Raw genomic sequence first — 16,635 nt, 5'->3', positions numbered from 1 at the left:
CATGAGAATCCCATTTATTTTTACAGTTTGCTTTTTCTTGTCGGCAGCGGTTAATGCACAGCAAAGACAACAAAAGGTGGTTTACATTATTGCCGATGGTATTCCGGCTGATGTAATTGAAAACCAAAACCTGCCTAACTTTAAGAAGATCATACAGGCAGGATCTTATTCCAGAATGTATGTTGGTGGTGGGAAAGGTACTTACAGTGAGACGCCTACTATATCTGCAGTTGGATATAATAGTTTGCTTACTGGTACTTGGGTAAATAAGCACAACGTACCGGATAATGATATTAAAGCACCTAATTATAACTATCAAAATATATTCAGGTTGTTTAAAGCTCAATATCCTAATAAGAAAACTGCTATTTTTTCTAGCTGGACGGATAACAGAACCAAATTACTGGGACATAATTTGCCGGAAGCAGGAAACCTAAAGGTTGATTACTCTTTTGATGGCTATGAACTGGATACCGTTCGTTTTAAGCATGATAAAAAGGCAGATTATATGCACCGCATCGATGAACAGGTAATCGCAGATGCTTCAAATACCATTCATGATAAAGCTCCTGACCTTTCATGGATTTATCTGGAGTATACTGATGATATGGGACATGCACATGGCGATAGCCCTGAGTTCTATAATGCTGTAGGTATGTTGGATAAACAAGTGGGTAAGGTTTGGGATGCAATAAGCTATCGTCAGAAAAACTTTAAGGAGGACTGGTTAATTGTTATTACAACAGATCATGGCCGTGATGAAAAAAGCGGACGTGGACATGGCGGACAATCGGATAGACAAAGATCTACCTGGATGGTAAGTAATTATAAAAACCTAAACACTTATGGCCAGTATTTTGATCTTGGTGTGGTAGATATTATGCCTTCAATAGCTCGTTACCTGGATGTAAAACTACCTGATAGTGTAGCACAGGAAGTAGATGGTACATCGTTTATAGGCCCGGTATCTATTACTGCTCTTAAAACAATTTATACTCAGAATCATATCGACATTAGCTGGAAAGCCTTACAGAAAACCGGAAAGGTTAAAATCTGGTTGGCCACAACAAATGATTTTAAAACCGGAGGAAAAGATACTTATCATCTTTTAGGAGAAGTAGATCTTAGTCAGCAACACTTTTTCGCTAACGTTAAAGATTACCCTTCAGAGTTTTATAAACTTGTTATCCAAGCTAAAGATAATACTTTGAACAAGTGGGTATTTCCTGTTCAGGCAAAATAGAGATTTGCGTCATTAAAATACTAAAAAGGGTTCTTGCAATAGCGGGGACCCTTTTTAGTATAATTGTTACTGTGCATACTTAACCTGTATGCTGCTTATTTGTCTTATAAACCGCGCTTTTTTCTTCTCACCCTCTACAATAATTTTGAAAGGTCCTTCACTTTCAGGAAGTAAACTTCCGTCCTTTCTGGTGGCAAGCAAGATTTTTTTTTGTGAAAACTCTGGATCAGCCTCGGCCAATGAAAAAACTACCCGATAACCATCTGTAGCGCTTATGAGTAGAAACTTAGCCGCATTTTTCCCTCTTAATTCAGCTCCCAAGGTAACGCCAGCCAACCTAAGAATAGTAGCGAGTTCTACACCTGAATAGCTATGGTCTTTTTCATCATGGTCTGTGGCTTTAAGTTCCATTTTAACCATTTTATCCAAATCTTTTGCGGTTAATGTAAGTGACGTTTTTAATTCACCTGTTACGCTTAATGGGTTAAGATTGGTGGTCTGAGCTTGAGTAAATAAAGGTAGCGTGCTTATTAAAAGAAGCGCCAACAGGATTATGCTTTTGTATCTTTTCATTTGAATAGGTTTTATGTTTGTATTCATTTTGAGTAATTAAAGGTTATTGAAGGCTAGACTTACAAAATAATTTCTTCCTGCTTCGGGGAATCCCTCGCTTATGGTGTAATTCTTATCCAGTATATTGTTTATGCCCCCTTCGAGTGATACTGACTTATAGATTTTAATATGAGTGCCAATATTAGCTACTGCAAATTCTCCTGATTTGGTGCCGTAACTGGTGCTATATCTTGAAGAATTATACTCGCAGTTTGCCTGTATTGATGCGTAGTTTAAGCACTGGTAATTGGCCGAGACCATTATTTTATGTTCAGGGACATCTGTGAATTTAATAGCTTTGTTACTTATGTTGCTGCGGTGTAAATAGCTGTGTTGAGCTGCAATCTGTAAATCCTTTACAACGGTGTACCTGGCGGATAGTTCCGAACCATAAAACTCCGCTTCCCCTGTATTTTGCAATTGGTATATATTGGGCTGTACATTATTAACCTGCTGGATGGCATCCGAGATTTTACTGTAGAAAAGATTGGCTTCAAGCTCAAGTTTGCTATTGTAAATGGCCGAATAACCGGTTTCATAATGTGTTGCAGTTTCCGATTTAAGGTCGGGATTGGGGATTGCTGCGCCCATTCGGTAAGAGTAACGGTCTTTGATTGTGGCAAAGCGGGATTTACGTGCTACAGATACATTAAGTCTGCTTATGGTACTTAGTTGATAAACTGCGCCAAGCTGTGCATTTAACGCGTAATTCTCGTTTGCTGGTAGGTCGGTAATCTCCTTTGTGGTCGAGTTGTAATTCTGTGCCTGCATACTGTGACGCAGATTTAGACTAATGCCTGGCAATAAGCTTAGTTTTTCGGTAAGGCTGTAGGTATCTTCAATACTTGTGGAAACCGTATAATCTCGGAATTTACGTACGGGTTCACCGACATTGTTTTCTTTATGACGATCAGTTTTTAGGTGTACAGATGCTTTAAGCTCATGTTGTGCGCTTATATTATTCCCATATTCAACTGATCCACCAAACGTATCATCTTTATATAAACTCTGAAAAGAAGAGGGTTTCTTTTGTGTAGTGTAACTGTTGTCGTCAAATGCGCTAAGTAGATTGCTGAATTTATCGTAAAATAGACGTGTTTTTAGAAAACTGTTACTTGTAATTCCGGTGTTGGAAATGAAATACAGGCTTTCCTTATTCCAGTATGGCCACTGCCAGAAACGGGCCTTTTGCAAAGGATCGTTGCCTACGTAAGGCGGATTCCCTTTTTCTCCCTGTTGGTTTACATAGCTTATTGCGTATTCATTATTCGCACTGGGAGTAAAGCCAAACTTCAGTGTGTATTTTGAGTCTTCGCGAAAGGCGTTGTCTCGTATCCCTCCGTCTTCATATTGTTTTGCAGTATAATCACCAGATAGTGGGTATCCTTTTTGTTTAAGTTGAGATGCGCTTCCCTGTAAATAGAATTTGCCAAAATTGAAGCCTGCATTAAGATTTAGGCGATGTCCTTTGGTGCTTAGCCAGCCTGTACGGGCATCAATTTCAAAAAGTTTTTCGGGTTTTCTTGATATGATATTGATTGCTCCACCCATAGTGTTGGCGCCATAAGTAACTGATGAAAAACCTTTGGCTACATTGATCTGTGATACATCAAATGTTGTGAATCTGGCAAGGTCAACATATCCATCATACGGAACATATATTGGTATGCCATCAATGAAAACGGGGACTTGTCTCAGGTCAAAACCTCGGATAAGGACTACCGATTCATTTCTCGCGCCTACAGAGGCAAGATTTACACCCGGTAAGATATTTAGGGCATGAGATACGTCTAATTTGTTAAAGGATTCAATTTGGGAACTGGTTATTGTGTTCGAATGGCCGTTCTTTTTGCCATTAATATTGACTTCGCCAAGTTTGAAAATCCGCTTGGTTATAGCTGAAGTGTCTGGTGTTTTAGTGTTAGTTTGTTGTGCTGAGGCGTAAAGAAATGTGAAACTTAATAGTAATGATGAATAAAATTTTCGCATAATGATTGTTTTTAGGTTTTATGCTCATTTTATTTGGTTTTGTTGCTGTAAATGTATTGTTATTTGTTGAAAAAGCATAGAATAGTATGATGTAAATCATATTATTCTATGCTTTTTGTTTTAATGTTATTTATTTGGTTTGGTTTTATTGTGTTTTTTTTGGTTTCATTCCGGATTTTGTGGTGTTTTGCGTTTGTTTAGCTATTGGTCATGAGTTTGTTTGATAAGAGGATGACTTTTCTCATTGAGCTTTCGTTAACAAATTAGAATTGTTATTATTGCTTATGGATTCATCAGAGGTATTATTAATAAAGCAAGCACGGTTAGATTCAAATAATTGCATTGCAAAAAAGGACGTAGAAGGAGTATCCAAATACTGGCTGGACGATTTTGTACAGATCGCCGGAGATGGTAGCTATACCATTGGTAAAGCCGAAATCGCGGCTGATTGGAAATATATGTTCTCTAAAAGCAGTCCATTGTTTGAACGTATTCCTGAAACGATTGTTATTAGTAAAAGTGGTGATCTGGCATGGGAAAACGGCAAATGGAATTATAAAAATGCCCCGTATCATGGCAATTATGCTGCAATGTGGCGTAAAGTAAAAGGCAAATGGCTTACACAAAGCGAACTCTATGTTTCATTAAACTAATCTGGTCATATGGAAATTAATGCTCAGCCTTTACAAGAACAAAAAACAGCCTCAAAAAGTAAAAAAATCTGGACATGTGTTCTTCTAGCAGTTATAATAACATGTTGTTATTGGGGTGTGTTTTTGTCGATAGATAGTGCAAAGGCGTTAACAATTCCAGGAATATTTAGCCTTGTGTTTTTGCAGGGGATGTGGTTTGAATTTAAAGGTAAGCCTAGGTGGAATCGAGGAATTAATGGAGCGATATTGTTTGCCTTAACGCTCACTTTAGTTTTTGGAGTTGCTCAATTGCGTACGCTGTATAAGGAACAGCAGTTAAAAAAATATGGAGTAATTAGCTACGCCAAAGTTGTAGAAGTTTATAAGCAAAAGAGATTGAAAGGTGGCCCTGTGTTTTTGGCGGCAATTGAATATAAGATAAAAGGGAAAGATCACTATCAGTCGATTGATAATAAAAAACAATTATACGGAGTAAATGACACCTTGAAAATCATCTATTCCTCTCGAAATCCAGATATTTTAGACGTTAAACAGTATAAGAAATGGAATCATGATACTGGAAGAATTACCAGCAGTGCTTACCAAGATATGGCGGGTAATGCTCTGGTTAAAGAAGACTTTTTGAATGCACCACCTCAGTTTAGGGGAGGTATGAATGGCTTTGCTGCTTACTTAAGGAATAATTTGGTGTATCCACGACAGGCAAGAATAAAAAAAACAGAAGGAAAGGTTTATGTCTCTTTTGTTGTACAAGGTGATGGGACAATTACAGATGTAAAAGCAGAACGTGGAATAGGGGACGGCTGTGATGAAGCCGCAGTTGAAGTAATTAAAAACTCTCCGCCATGGCTACCCGGAGTACAAAATGGTAAGCCTGTGCGTGTAAAGTATAATATTCCAATCACTTTTACGCTTTAAAACCATTGATTAACGTATTTTGTTAACTTAGACTACATAACCTAAAAGATATGAAGATAGCAGTATTCAGCACTTACCGATATGACGAAGAATTTTTAACCCGATTTAATACTGGCCACGAGTTATCTTTTTTTACTGTTGCTTTAACAGAGGAAACAGTTAAACTGGCAGAAGGATTTGATGCAATATGTATTTTTGTGAATGACCGTGTTGGTTCTGATATTATAAAAACCTTGCATAAAGGAGGAGTAAAAATAATTGTTTTGCGTTGTGCCGGATTTAATAATGTGGCAATTGAAGCAGCAAACGAATTGGATATTCCTGTGTTAAGAGTGCCAGCCTATTCGCCAGAGGCAGTCGCAGAGCATGCATTGGCATTAATTCTTACGCTAAATCGTAAAACGCATAAAGCCTACAACCGTGTTCGGGAGGGTAATTTCTCTTTAGAGAAATTAATGGGTTTTAATTTACACGGGCATAAAGTAGCTGTAATAGGCACAGGAAATATAGGTAAGGCTTTTTGTAAGATTTTAAAAGGCTTTGGTTGTTTAATTAGTGCCTATGATCCTTATCCATCTATAGAACTTCAGGAAATCGGAGTGAAATATGGCACTCTACAAGAAACATTAAATGGTGCAGATATAGTGGCCCTTCATTGTCCGCTTACAGAAACTACCAAGCATTTGATTAACGAAGAAACCCTTAAGCTTTTTAAAGAAGGTGCAATGCTGATCAATACAAGCAGAGGAGCATTGGTTGATACCAAAGCAGTCATAGAAGCTTTAAAAACCGGACAACTTGGGTATTTAGGACTCGATGTATATGAACAAGAAAGTGCCTTGTTTTTTCATGATCACTCAGAAAACGTTATTCCGGACGACCTTATTACCCGACTCATCTCTTTCCCTAATGTATTAATTACTTCTCATCAAGGCTTTTTTACTAAAGAAGCAATGGAAGAAATAGCCCAAATTACATTTAAAAATGTAGATGCGTTTGTAAATGGAGAAGAATTGGTAAATCGAGTAAAATAGAGGTTTTACAAACGCATTCCTCTTAAAAACTCATCGACCTGCATTCGTTTTTTACCTTCGTACTGAAGATCGGTAAATTTGATAAAGCCATCTTTAGCCGCAAACTTTAAGTAAGTTTTACCGTCAGACAAAAAGCTTCCCGGAGAAATACCTGGTTCTTTTTCTTCAAGCTTTGCTTTAAATACTTTAAGCGTTTTGTCGTTTAGTTTAGTGAAAGCAGTAGGGTATGGACTTAACCCACGAATCAGGTTGTATATTTTGTGAACCGACTGATTCCAGTCAATTAAACAATGCTCTTTAAATATCTTTGGGGCATGTTTTAGCTCGTCGCTTTGCGGCTGAGGCTGCTCTGTGTAGCTTCCTTCGCCTATTGCTGTTACTGTTTTAACAAGTAAACCAGCACCAACGTTCATCAGCTTGTCATGTAAATCTCCAGCAGTTTCATCATCAGAGATAGAAACGCTTTCAGAGAAAATAACATCACCAGTGTCTATTTCGTGTTTTAAAAAGAAGGTAGTAACACCACTTTCTTTTTCTCCATTAATGATGGCATGGTTTATTGGAGCCGCACCACGGTATTGTGGTAGTAAAGATGCATGTAGGTTAATTGTTCCTTTTGCAGGCATATCCCAAACTATTTCGGGCAACATCCTAAAGGCAACAACCACCTGTAAATCCGCATTTAAGGTTTTTAATTCTTCAATAAACAAAGGGTCTTTTAGTTTTAGTGGTTGTAATACTTTTAGCCCTTTAGAAACTGCATACTGCTTTACCGCACTTTCCTGAAGCTTTTGTCCACGACCAGCAGGCTTGTCTGCTGCGGTAACAACACCGACAACATCAAATCCCGCTTCTACTAAAGCATTTAAAGAAGCTACTGCAAAATCGGGCGTACCCATAAAAACTATTCTCATGTATTTCGATTGTTTTAACGAAGGCAAAATAACTAAAAAATTAACGCATTTTGCTATGCATTTTCTTAGTCCTACAGATAGGATTCGTTATCCTTTAAACTTACGGATACAGCAAATACTTTTTGCGCATCGACTTGTATTGACTTAACCCCGGTTCCCAACTTGCTCTTATTTCTTCTTCAGATTTACCGGCAATAATTTGACCTCTAAAACTCGAAACTCCAATAAGTCTCTCAATGGTGCCCATTTGATTACTCAATTTAGAATTAAAGAAATCTGCTTTGTTTGGCGAAGCCTTATACAATTCAATAATCCATCCCAGGTTAATCTGTTTGGTTTTCCTAAACTCATCTACATCATAATCTCTGAGGTCTAAACCATAACAAACCTGATTCATAAATAATGGAGATTCAGACATTCCTTTAATGCTTTTTGGAGTAAAAGAAAAATTGTACTTGCCCTTTAAAAAAGGAGAACCAACAATTGTAAACGGAAATAGAGTACCACGACCATGATTTAAATAAGTACCCTCAAACAAGCAGGTTGTTGGATATAGTAAAATAGACTGTGCGGTATTTAAGTTTGGCGATGGTTTTACGGGAAGCTCATAAGGCGTGTCGTGAGTATAATTAGCTATTTTAATCACCTTAATTTTGCATTTTAGCTTATTATCCAACCAACCCTCACCATTTAGCATTTGCGCATATTCGCCAACAGTAAGTCCATGTACAATCGGAATGGGTTTTAAACCTATACCCGATTTGTGCTGCGGGTCCAATATTGGCCCATCTATATAAAATCCATTAGGATTCGGTCTATCCAAAATCAATACCTCTTTTTTATTAGCGGCACAGGCTTCCATTACATGTTGTAGTGTATTGATGTAAGTATAAAAACGAACGCCAACATCCTGGATGTCAAATATCATAATATCAATGTCTGCTAAATCTGCAGTAGTAGGTGCTGAATGTTTACCATATAATGAAACCACTTTGATACCTGTTTTTGTATCAATTTCATCATTAACACTAGTGCCGTTACTAGCATTGCCTCTAAAACCGTGCTCAGGCCCAAATATCTTTACCACCTTTACACCAAGCGCAAGTAAGCTGTCAACTGTTGTTTCCGCTCCAATAATAGAGGTTGGGTTTACAACCATCCCTACGCGTTTCCCTTTTAAATAAGGTACATACAATTCTGTTTGCTCAGCACCAGTACGTAATTCTTCTGTTTTAGTTTTATCAATGTTTTCGGCCTTTACCTTATATGGGTTTGGTACAGCAGGATTAAATGCAATTTTGGTGGATGATCCACAGGCCTGAAGAGAAACTGCTAATAGCGCGGAACTTAAAATATGTATAACGTGTGATTTCATTTGGTAACCTTTTTTAATTAAAATACTTTAAATCAAAATCAAATAAGCATTTTTGCTAAGTTACAATTTATTGCAAGAGGTTGAATACAGAATATTTCATAGCAGGGCGTATAGCCATAAAATCTGAGCGCACATTCTCAAAACTAATAGTTCGTATTGCTATAGCAGGAGTAATGCTCAGTCTTGCTGTAATGATGCTTTCTGTAGCAATAATTAAAGGATTTAAAACCGAGATACAGGAAAAGGTAAGAGGGTATATTGGTGATGTTAGGGTTTTTAAGTTCGATCTTAACAACTCATTTGAACTCTCACCTTTTGTACCCGAACCAGAAACCATAGCCAAACTTAAAAGTAACCCTGAGGTCGAATATTTTCAGCCCTATGCCACAAAACCAGCCATCATTTCGGCCAACGATGAAGTTGAAGGGATAAACTTTAAAGGTATCGACAAGACCTTTAACTGGGATTACATACGTAAACACCTGGTAAGTGGTACAGTACTAAATTTTGCTGACAGCACTAAAGCCATGCAGCAGATTATGATCTCTCAATTTACTGCCAACCGTTTAAAGCTAAAAACAGGCGATGATTTCATCATGCACTTTGTACAAGATCCTCCACGTAAACGCAAGTTTAAAATAGTAGGTATTTATAACATCGGGGTTGAAGAGATAGATAAAGGCTTTGTAATCGGTGATCTTAACTTGATTCGCCGTTTAAACAACTGGAAACCCAATGAAATAGGAGGTATAGAAATCAGAATTAAAAACTTCTCAAAGCTTAGATCTGTTTCGACAAACATCTACACCGAGTTGGAAACAAAGTTGAAATCCGAATCTGTACAAGAGTATTTTCCCGCAATTTTCACCTGGCTATCCCTTTTAGATGTAAACACAAAGATTATCCTTGCACTAATGATGGTGGTAGGAGTAATCAATATGATTACTGCTTTACTAATCATGATATTAGAACGTACCAACATGATTGGTATGCTTAAAACTTTCGGTATGACCGATTTCAGTGTTATGAAGATTTTCCTCTACAATGCACTCTATCTGGTAGGAATCGGTGTTGTGCTAGGCAATGTTTTAGGTCTGGGCTTAGCTTTTCTGCAAACCCACACTCATATCTTTAAGTTAGATCAAACGTCTTATTACCTGGCGTACGTACCAATTGAAATAAAATTTATAGATGTGTTAATATTAAACATCTGTACCATTGTAATCTGCTTTGTGGTACTCATTCTGCCATCATTGTTGGTTAGCAGAATAAGTCCGTTAAAAGCAATCAGGTTTAAATAATTTATTTCCTCAATACAAGTCAATTCAAGCTTGCACAAGCCATTTAGCACCCAATGCTATGGGATTAATTTATTATGTCGTTCCTTTTTATAAATCTTATTTGGACTTGTTCTAAATAACTCTATATTTGCAGACATAAAAAATAAGCCACACGGTTCGCACCCGTGTGGCTAACCGGAAAACCGGCTTACCTTTAATCGAACTTAAAAGTCATGCAAATTAAGAATTTTTTGCTATCAGGCATGCTATGTGCCTGCGTAATTGTTACAAACGCCCAGAATAGGCCCGACACTTCTGTCCTGGCTTCAAATTTTAAACCCCAAAATCCAATTCATGAAAAAACTTTACATCAAAGTAATACCACTAAATTAGTTCAGCCGTCATCTTTAAGAGATAATGAAGATCAACGATTTGGAACCGTAAGAGGCCGCATCACCACATCTGACGGAAGCATCGCGCCTTACGTATCTGTAGTGCTAAAAGGAACCTCTTTTGGCGCAATTTCTAATGAAGATGGTGAGTATCAAATTAGAAAAGTACCTGCCGGAGAATATACCATTGTGGTATCGGCTATAGGTCTTTACCCCAAAGAAAAACAAGTGACAGTAATAGGCAAATCCACAGTCATTGCTGATTTCTCCTTGAATGAGAACTTATCCGAACTGGACATGGTTCAGATCGATGGACATAAGAAAAAATTTAAGGTAGATAAAGTGTCTCCGTCCCTTAGATTGCAATCCTCAATTTTAGAAGTACCACAAAGTATCAAAGTAGTAACCAGTCAACTGATTGCTGACCAACAGGTATTTGATATTGTCGATGGTGTGACCAGAAATGTCAGCGGAACAATAAGAACAGGCCATTGGGATGCACAATATGCCAATATCTCTACCCGCGGAACATCCATCCCGGCTTTCAGAAACGGAATGAATCTAAAAATGCCATGGGGACCGCTTGCAGATGATGCAGCCACTATCGATCGTATTGAATTTGTAAAAGGCCCTTCAGGATTTATGATGGCCAATGGCGAACCAGGAGGTATTTACAATATCGTAACTAAAAAGCCAACAGGCGAAAACCGTAGTTCGGTAAGCCTAAGCGGTGGTGGTTTTAATTTAGGACGCGCGGCAGTAGATTTGGACGGCAAACTATCCAAAGATGGTAAATTGTTATTCCGTTTAAACCTAGCTGCTCAAACTAAAGGAAGCTACAACAAATATAACTATACAGATAAGTACATTATTGCACCCGTTGTCAGCTATCAGATCGACAGTAATACGCTTATTACTGCCGAATACACTACGCAACGTGTAGAGGCACAGGCTTTGGGTACTTATGGATTTTCTCCTAAAGGATATGGAGATACCCCTCCAAGCTTATTTATTGGAGACCCGGCTCTGGATCCAAATAAACTATCTGATCATAACGTTACCTTATATTTTAACCATAAACTAAATAGAGACTGGAAAGTAAATGCCCAGGTAGCTTACGTAAATTATGAGTTAAAAGGTGGTACACCCTGGCCTTCTAAAATTGCTGCCAATGGCGATATGATCAGATATCTGAACATCAGCGAGGAATTAGCAATTAACAAAAATGCGCAATTGAGTATTCAGGGAGAGTTAAAGACCGGACCAGTACTACATAGAATAATGGGTGGTATAGATATGGGAAATCTTAAAACCTGGGGCGACTTTACTGGAGGTAATCAGGACATCAGATTAACCCCTCTTAATGGAGATCAGGGAATATTCAATATCTATCAGCCAAGATATGGTATCCCTGCTGCAAACATTCCAATTTTTGATCGTTCAAGAAGCATTCAGGTACGTTCAGGTGCAAATACTTATGCTACCAACTTAACCTATACAGGCGCTTACATACAAGACGAGTTACGTTTCTTAGAAGAGAAACTACGTTTAACACTTGCAGGTAGATTTACACATGCAGTTACAGTTGGAAAAACCAATGCTACACAAATATCCGACAATGTGTTTAGTCCGAGAGTGGGATTAAGTTATTCAATTACCAAAGATTTTAGTGCCTACACTTTGTACGATCAGAGTTTCCTTCCTCAATCTGGTCAGGATTTTTACGGTAAAGTATTTAAGCCTGTTAGAGGAAATAACATAGAGTTTGGTTTAAAAAAGGACTGGTTTGATGGCAAATGGAACGCTACAGCATCTATCTACAAGATCACCAAAAAGAATGTGTTAACCCCTGACTTAGATCATATCGACCCGGCTCAAAACTGGAGAGTACAATTAGGCGAAATCGAATCTAAAGGTATCGAGGTTGATATTGCAGGCGAGATCGTTAAAGGTCTGAACGTAGTGTTGAATTATGCATATACAGATGCAAGAGTAACTAAAGACAATACAACTGATCCAGCAAAAAATCTTGTAGGATCTCGTCTGGCCAATTCAGTAAAACACATCACCAATGGCTGGTTGTCGTACCGTCTCAAAGAAGAAGGTTCTATTTTCAATGGCTTCGGTCTTACGGGAGGTTACCAATTACAACTTGACCGGTTCACCGGTTCAAATGCAAGGGAACCAAACCTTCCTGACTATATCAGATTTGATGCCGGTGCATCTTATGAGAAAGGAAAGATCACTATATCTGCTTTGGTAAACAACTTGCTCGATCGCAAATTGTTCACACAAGGCTCGTATACTAAACTAGCTACAGAAACCGCTACTGCTGTTTCTTATTACACTTACATCTACGAAATGCCTAGAAATGCAAGGGTAACCATCGCATACAGGTTTAAATAATTAGATAAGATCACTTCAAGAAATTAGAACAATGATTACCGGAAACAAAACTCCATCTCCAAAGAAGAAGAGCAAGGATTCTCTTTTTACCAGGGTCAATAAATGGTTGCACCTTTGGCTTGGCCTTATTTCGGGTGTCATTGTTTTAATTGTCTGTATAACAGGTTGTATCTGGGTTTTTAATGATGAGATTATCGGACTATTGGAGCCAGAAACAAAAATTGAATATCAGAATAAACCCGTACTTACGCCATCTCAGCTCACAACAATAGCTGCAAAACTTTATCCGGATAAAGTTGCTTCCTATGCCAACTACCAACAAGGCAGAGCAATTAATCTGAACCTAAGAGGAAAGAACGAAGAAGGCAAAAGAGGTAGTGGTACCACTTTAAAGATAAACCCTTATAGCGGAGAAGTAATTAGCAAAGTAGTCCATAAAAAAGGCGAAACAGACTTTTTCAGATTCATATTGAACGGTCACCGTTTCCTTTGGATGCCTTACGAAATCGGTAGGCCAATTGTGAATTACGGCACTATGATCTTCGTGGTTTTACTGATAACCGGACTGATCTGGTGGTACCCTAAAAAGTGGAACAAATCAACCCGCGATAAAAGCTTTAAAATCAAATGGGGTGCATCCTTTAAACGTGTAAATCTGGATTTGCACAATGTATTGGGCTTTTATTCCTTACTGTTTTTGCTGGCGATAGCCTTAACCGGAATGGTATACGGAATTAAATGGTACAGCGAAGGCCTGTACTGGGTAACATCCGGAGGCGACACCCTAAAGGAGTTTAAACGTTTGGAATCTGATTCACTACAAGCCAAAAAGTTTTATACGCCAGAGCGCGCTATGGATATTGCATGGAGTAAAGTCATAGCCAAACACCCAAAATCGCAAGGCTTTTATTACAACTTCCCCGATACTTCTAAAGCAAAATCTACAATAGGCATATCGGTATATCCTAACGCTGGCCAGTTTTACAATAGTCAGGGATACACATTTGATCAACATACACTTGAGCAGCTAAAAAGAGAAGATGTTTATGCAACTTCTTACGCTGAAGCTGGTTTTGGAGGTAAACTAAGAAAAATGAACTATGATATCCATGTTGGAAGTATCCTTGGTTTCCCCGGAAAAGTGTTGGCATTTCTATGCTCACTGATCGGCGCCAGCCTACCTATCACAGGATTCCTGATTTGGTACGGGCGCAAATTTAAGAAGAAGAGTAAGGCAAAAACGGAATCAGTAGCTAATTCAGGAGAGAAGCCTTTAGTGAAACCCATATTAAAAGTGCTTAATAAAGAGCCTGAACCTGCTTAAGCCTTCGAAAGTAATACAACATTAACCAATAAAAACATATGAAAAAGATAAACACTCTATTATTAACGCTGCTTCTAAGCGTTACAACAACCAGTATTTTTGCACATGCTCTGTGGATAGAAACAGCATCGAGCGGTAAAGTAGGGCAGAAACAAACTATAAAAGTTTTTTATGGAGAATATGTAGCCAACGAGAGAGACAGTGTGGCTAAATGGTATTCTGATGTAAAAGATTTTACGTTATGGCTAATTGGCCCAGATCAAAAAAAAACACAATTAGCACTTACGCCAGGAGTTAATCAGTTTGAAAGCAGCTTTACTCCGGAAAGCAATGGCGCATATACTGTTATGGTTAGCCACGAGGCTAAGGAACTTGGAGGCACTACGAAATATCACTTCCTATCAAGCGCAAGTATTTCTGTAGGTAAAATTGCTGCTGTTTCAGCTCAAAATGCCAATGTTTTAAAACTTCATATCGAGGATGTGTTATCAGCAAAAGTTAATAAACCTCTTCAGCTGAAAGCTTTTCTTAAAGATGCTGCAGCCAAAGGGAAAACAGTATCAGTGTTTTCGCCAAACGGATGGGCTAAAGAATTAACTACTGATGTAAACGGTGTTGCCGAGTTTACCCCGCTATGGGCAGGCAGGTATGTAGTAGAAGTTACTGATTTAGATAAAACCGCTGGTCAGCATAATGGTAAAGACTATAAAGCTACTTGGAAAGGTGCTACTTATAGCTTTGAGTTAAAATAAAAGACCAATAACATAAAAGCGTTCATCATCCTGAATTTATTTCAGGATGATGAACGCTTTTAAACCTTATCTACTCCCAACTCTGCCTTTTTTTCAATTCCGTAATATGAGCAAGATGATGACGGCAATGCCAATCATACAAGCCTGTATTTTCGTTGATCTTTATACTTCTGCCATGTTCAGGATGTATAAAATCTCTTTCTAATTCTTCTGTGGTAAGGGAATTTAGTAAAAATACCCATCGCTGATGAAGTCCCTCTAATATCTTTAGGCTCGATTCAACTGGCATTATCTTGCTATCAGAAAGCTCCGCCCATCTTTCTTCATAGTAAGCTTTAATAATCGGGCTATCCTCGGTTAAGGCCCACTTAAGTCTGATCTGACTATTCATATGGCTGTCAGCACAATGATGAACCACCTGTCTAATCGTCCAGCCTCCGGGTCTATAAGGCGTGTCGAGTTGAGCATCTGTCAAATGAGCAACCTCTTTCCTTAACGCCTCCGGAAACGAAGTAATAGTAGCAATATAACCATCCAATATGGACTTGGTAATCAGATCAGGTTTATCGAATTGCCCAATAGGATAACGTAATTTCTCTAATTCAGTTGAAGTCATTTTAGCTCTTTATTTATATTCAGCCCATCTTTTATTCACTATTACCAGTAAACTTAACAAATCGGTCTACAGCTTTCTTAACAAGGTCAGCTTTTACTTTGCTTAACTCTCTAAAAGGATAAGTCTCAACAATAACAGATTTGCCTTTGATGGTCCTTTTCCATGTTCCCTCGATAATGCCATCCACAATAATCATCCTGTCGAACACCGGGTTATTCCTTTTAAATTCACTGGTTATCTTTATCGGATTAAATATCGCAGTGCGATCAATGTATCCCATGCCATACTCGTCGTAATCGGGCATAAGGAAACTCTTTTGTGTCTTTTTAGTAGAAGGGGCGCCAAAAGAAGCTGCCATATCCAATGTTTCTCGAGATAGCCAATATTCATTATCCTCAAATGATTCCCGAGTAAATACAACCGAATCTAACATGGAAGCCGCTTTTTTTGCATCTGTAATCGTTAGCCCCGACCAAACTGAAAAATCCTTAAGTGTAGCCGGGCCTCTACTTGTAAAATACCGAGTAGCCAATAATAAAAGTGCCTCATCTTTATCAATTGATTTATTCCCAGAAGCCCTTTCATCAAACAGTGCATAAGTAAATTGTTTACCCTCTCGTTTACCGCTACAAACCAAACAATCCATTTCTGCATTCATCATTACCTGACCCATTTGCCTGCCATTTAGACTGATGCCATTATTCTGAAGTAGCTCATTTAAAGCAACGCGAGTAAGTTGATTGCCGCCGGTTAAAGCCTTGCCAATTATATTGTTACACTTTTTGTAGATTGTACTATTCAGCTCAAGTTCCTTGTCGTAATAAGCCATAGCCCTACGAATCCTGGGTGCAGTTAATTCAACCAACCACCTAATATCTTCAGGAGTAACAAAGTGCCATGTTGGGCGTAGCAGATGAGTCCTTAATATTAACCCATCATTAAAAGCCTTTTCTACATCAGCATCAGTTATACCATTTAAACGTAACCCAATAGCCCATTTAGACATTGCATATTCCTGTGCCTGCATAGCCACCATCCAGCTTACAATTTCTTGAGGACTACTAAACGAAGTTTGAGCAATCTGCTGATTAAAAAGCCTGTAATTAATAATATCAGAAACAGTCATA

The 16,635-nt window shown here is 38.2% G+C and carries 14 protein-coding genes; 8 read left to right on the top strand and 6 right to left on the bottom strand.

Annotation, left to right across the window (positions count from 1 at the left end):
* The first annotated feature begins 1 nt into the window (after position 1).
* The gene (locus tag J1905_RS20900; RefSeq protein ID WP_214229165.1) at positions 2 to 1,243 is read left to right on the top strand and encodes an alkaline phosphatase family protein; all 1,242 of its coding nucleotides are present in this window, start codon (positions 2 to 4) and stop codon (positions 1,241 to 1,243) included.
* A gap of 66 nt (positions 1,244 to 1,309) precedes the next feature.
* Here the strand turns inward: J1905_RS20900 and J1905_RS20895 are convergent, their stop codons facing one another.
* Both J1905_RS20895 and J1905_RS20890 read right to left on the bottom strand, forming a co-directional pair.
* Positions 1,310 to 1,816 carry a molybdopterin-dependent oxidoreductase gene (locus J1905_RS20895; protein ID WP_214229164.1) on the bottom strand — a complete coding sequence of 169 codons (507 nt, stop codon included), beginning with the start codon at positions 1,814 to 1,816 and terminating at the stop codon, positions 1,310 to 1,312.
* Between the two features lie 36 nt (positions 1,817 to 1,852).
* Complete coding sequence (locus J1905_RS20890; RefSeq protein WP_214229163.1) at positions 1,853 to 3,844, bottom strand: TonB-dependent receptor plug domain-containing protein; 1,992 nt, start codon at positions 3,842 to 3,844, stop codon at positions 1,853 to 1,855.
* 284 nt (positions 3,845 to 4,128) lie between these two features.
* On the opposite strand from J1905_RS20890, the gene J1905_RS20885 reads away from it, so the two are divergent.
* Genes J1905_RS20885 through J1905_RS20875 form a run of 3 tightly spaced genes read left to right on the top strand, consistent with a single transcriptional unit; the run spans position 4,129 to position 6,449 of the window.
* Positions 4,129 to 4,497, top strand: a complete 369-nt coding sequence (locus tag J1905_RS20885) for a YybH family protein (protein ID WP_214229162.1) — start codon at positions 4,129 to 4,131, stop codon at positions 4,495 to 4,497.
* A gap of 9 nt (positions 4,498 to 4,506) precedes the next feature.
* Positions 4,507 to 5,415, top strand: coding sequence for an energy transducer TonB (locus J1905_RS20880; RefSeq protein WP_250318161.1), 909 nt, complete (start codon positions 4,507 to 4,509; stop codon positions 5,413 to 5,415).
* 50 nt (positions 5,416 to 5,465) lie between these two features.
* A complete protein-coding gene (locus J1905_RS20875; protein WP_214229161.1) occupies positions 5,466 to 6,449 on the top strand; it encodes a 2-hydroxyacid dehydrogenase in 984 nt (327 codons plus the stop codon).
* Positions 6,450 to 6,454: 5 nt separating this feature from the next.
* Here J1905_RS20875 and fmt read toward each other — a convergent pair whose 3' ends face one another.
* Positions 6,455 to 7,363 (bottom strand): methionyl-tRNA formyltransferase, encoded by a 909-nt coding sequence (gene fmt / locus J1905_RS20870; protein WP_214229160.1) that lies wholly within the window; start codon positions 7,361 to 7,363, stop codon positions 6,455 to 6,457.
* A gap of 100 nt (positions 7,364 to 7,463) precedes the next feature.
* Positions 7,464 to 8,738 (bottom strand): exo-beta-N-acetylmuramidase NamZ family protein, encoded by a 1,275-nt coding sequence (locus tag J1905_RS20865; RefSeq protein WP_214229159.1) that lies wholly within the window; start codon positions 8,736 to 8,738, stop codon positions 7,464 to 7,466.
* An 80-nt stretch (positions 8,739 to 8,818) separates the two neighbouring features.
* Between J1905_RS20865 and J1905_RS20860 the strand changes: the two genes are divergently transcribed.
* The 4 genes from J1905_RS20860 (at position 8,819) to J1905_RS20845 (ending at position 14,892) form a co-directional block, all read left to right on the top strand.
* On the top strand, positions 8,819 to 10,039 hold the full coding sequence (locus J1905_RS20860) for an ABC transporter permease (RefSeq protein ID WP_214229158.1): 1,221 nt from the start codon (positions 8,819 to 8,821) through the stop codon (positions 10,037 to 10,039).
* A gap of 212 nt (positions 10,040 to 10,251) precedes the next feature.
* A complete protein-coding gene (locus J1905_RS20855) occupies positions 10,252 to 12,816 on the top strand; it encodes a TonB-dependent receptor (RefSeq protein WP_214229157.1) in 2,565 nt (854 codons plus the stop codon).
* Positions 12,817 to 12,847: 31 nt separating this feature from the next.
* Positions 12,848 to 14,140, top strand: coding sequence for a PepSY-associated TM helix domain-containing protein (locus J1905_RS20850; RefSeq protein WP_214229156.1), 1,293 nt, complete (start codon positions 12,848 to 12,850; stop codon positions 14,138 to 14,140).
* 38 nt (positions 14,141 to 14,178) lie between these two features.
* Positions 14,179 to 14,892 carry a DUF4198 domain-containing protein gene (locus J1905_RS20845; protein WP_214229155.1) on the top strand — a complete coding sequence of 238 codons (714 nt, stop codon included), beginning with the start codon at positions 14,179 to 14,181 and terminating at the stop codon, positions 14,890 to 14,892.
* Positions 14,893 to 14,962: 70 nt separating this feature from the next.
* Here the strand turns inward: J1905_RS20845 and J1905_RS20840 are convergent, their stop codons facing one another.
* The gene (locus J1905_RS20840) at positions 14,963 to 15,508 is read right to left on the bottom strand and encodes a YfiT family bacillithiol transferase (protein ID WP_214229154.1); all 546 of its coding nucleotides are present in this window, start codon (positions 15,506 to 15,508) and stop codon (positions 14,963 to 14,965) included.
* Positions 15,509 to 15,539: 31 nt separating this feature from the next.
* Positions 15,540 to 16,634, bottom strand: coding sequence for a winged helix DNA-binding domain-containing protein (locus J1905_RS20835; protein WP_214229153.1), 1,095 nt, complete (start codon positions 16,632 to 16,634; stop codon positions 15,540 to 15,542).
* Between the last annotated feature and the right edge of the window lies 1 nt (position 16,635).

This window comes from Pedobacter sp. B4-66, assembly GCF_018492665.1.
Taxonomy (GTDB): domain Bacteria; phylum Bacteroidota; class Bacteroidia; order Sphingobacteriales; family Sphingobacteriaceae; genus Pedobacter.
This window is presented reverse-complemented; position numbering and strand designations above follow the sequence as displayed.

Excerpts from the sequence above, each read along its gene's own strand:
- J1905_RS20900 (WP_214229165.1), top strand. The coding sequence starts at position 2 with ATGAGAATCCCATTTATTTTTACAGTTTGCTTTTTCTTGTCGGCAGCG.
- J1905_RS20865 (WP_214229159.1), bottom strand. The coding sequence starts at position 8,738 with ATGAAATCACACGTTATACATATTTTAAGTTCCGCGCTATTAGCAGTT.
- J1905_RS20845 (WP_214229155.1), top strand. The coding sequence starts at position 14,179 with ATGAAAAAGATAAACACTCTATTATTAACGCTGCTTCTAAGCGTTACA.
- J1905_RS20880 (WP_250318161.1), top strand. The coding sequence starts at position 4,507 with ATGGAAATTAATGCTCAGCCTTTACAAGAACAAAAAACAGCCTCAAAA.
- J1905_RS20855 (WP_214229157.1), top strand. The coding sequence starts at position 10,252 with ATGCAAATTAAGAATTTTTTGCTATCAGGCATGCTATGTGCCTGCGTA.
- fmt (WP_214229160.1), bottom strand. The coding sequence starts at position 7,363 with ATGAGAATAGTTTTTATGGGTACGCCCGATTTTGCAGTAGCTTCTTTA.
- J1905_RS20835 (WP_214229153.1), bottom strand. The coding sequence starts at position 16,634 with ATGACTGTTTCTGATATTATTAATTACAGGCTTTTTAATCAGCAGATT.
- J1905_RS20850 (WP_214229156.1), top strand. The coding sequence starts at position 12,848 with ATGATTACCGGAAACAAAACTCCATCTCCAAAGAAGAAGAGCAAGGAT.
- J1905_RS20885 (WP_214229162.1), top strand. The coding sequence starts at position 4,129 with ATGGATTCATCAGAGGTATTATTAATAAAGCAAGCACGGTTAGATTCA.
- J1905_RS20875 (WP_214229161.1), top strand. The coding sequence starts at position 5,466 with ATGAAGATAGCAGTATTCAGCACTTACCGATATGACGAAGAATTTTTA.
- J1905_RS20890 (WP_214229163.1), bottom strand. The coding sequence starts at position 3,844 with ATGCGAAAATTTTATTCATCATTACTATTAAGTTTCACATTTCTTTAC.
- J1905_RS20840 (WP_214229154.1), bottom strand. The coding sequence starts at position 15,508 with ATGACTTCAACTGAATTAGAGAAATTACGTTATCCTATTGGGCAATTC.
- J1905_RS20895 (WP_214229164.1), bottom strand. The coding sequence starts at position 1,816 with ATGAAAAGATACAAAAGCATAATCCTGTTGGCGCTTCTTTTAATAAGC.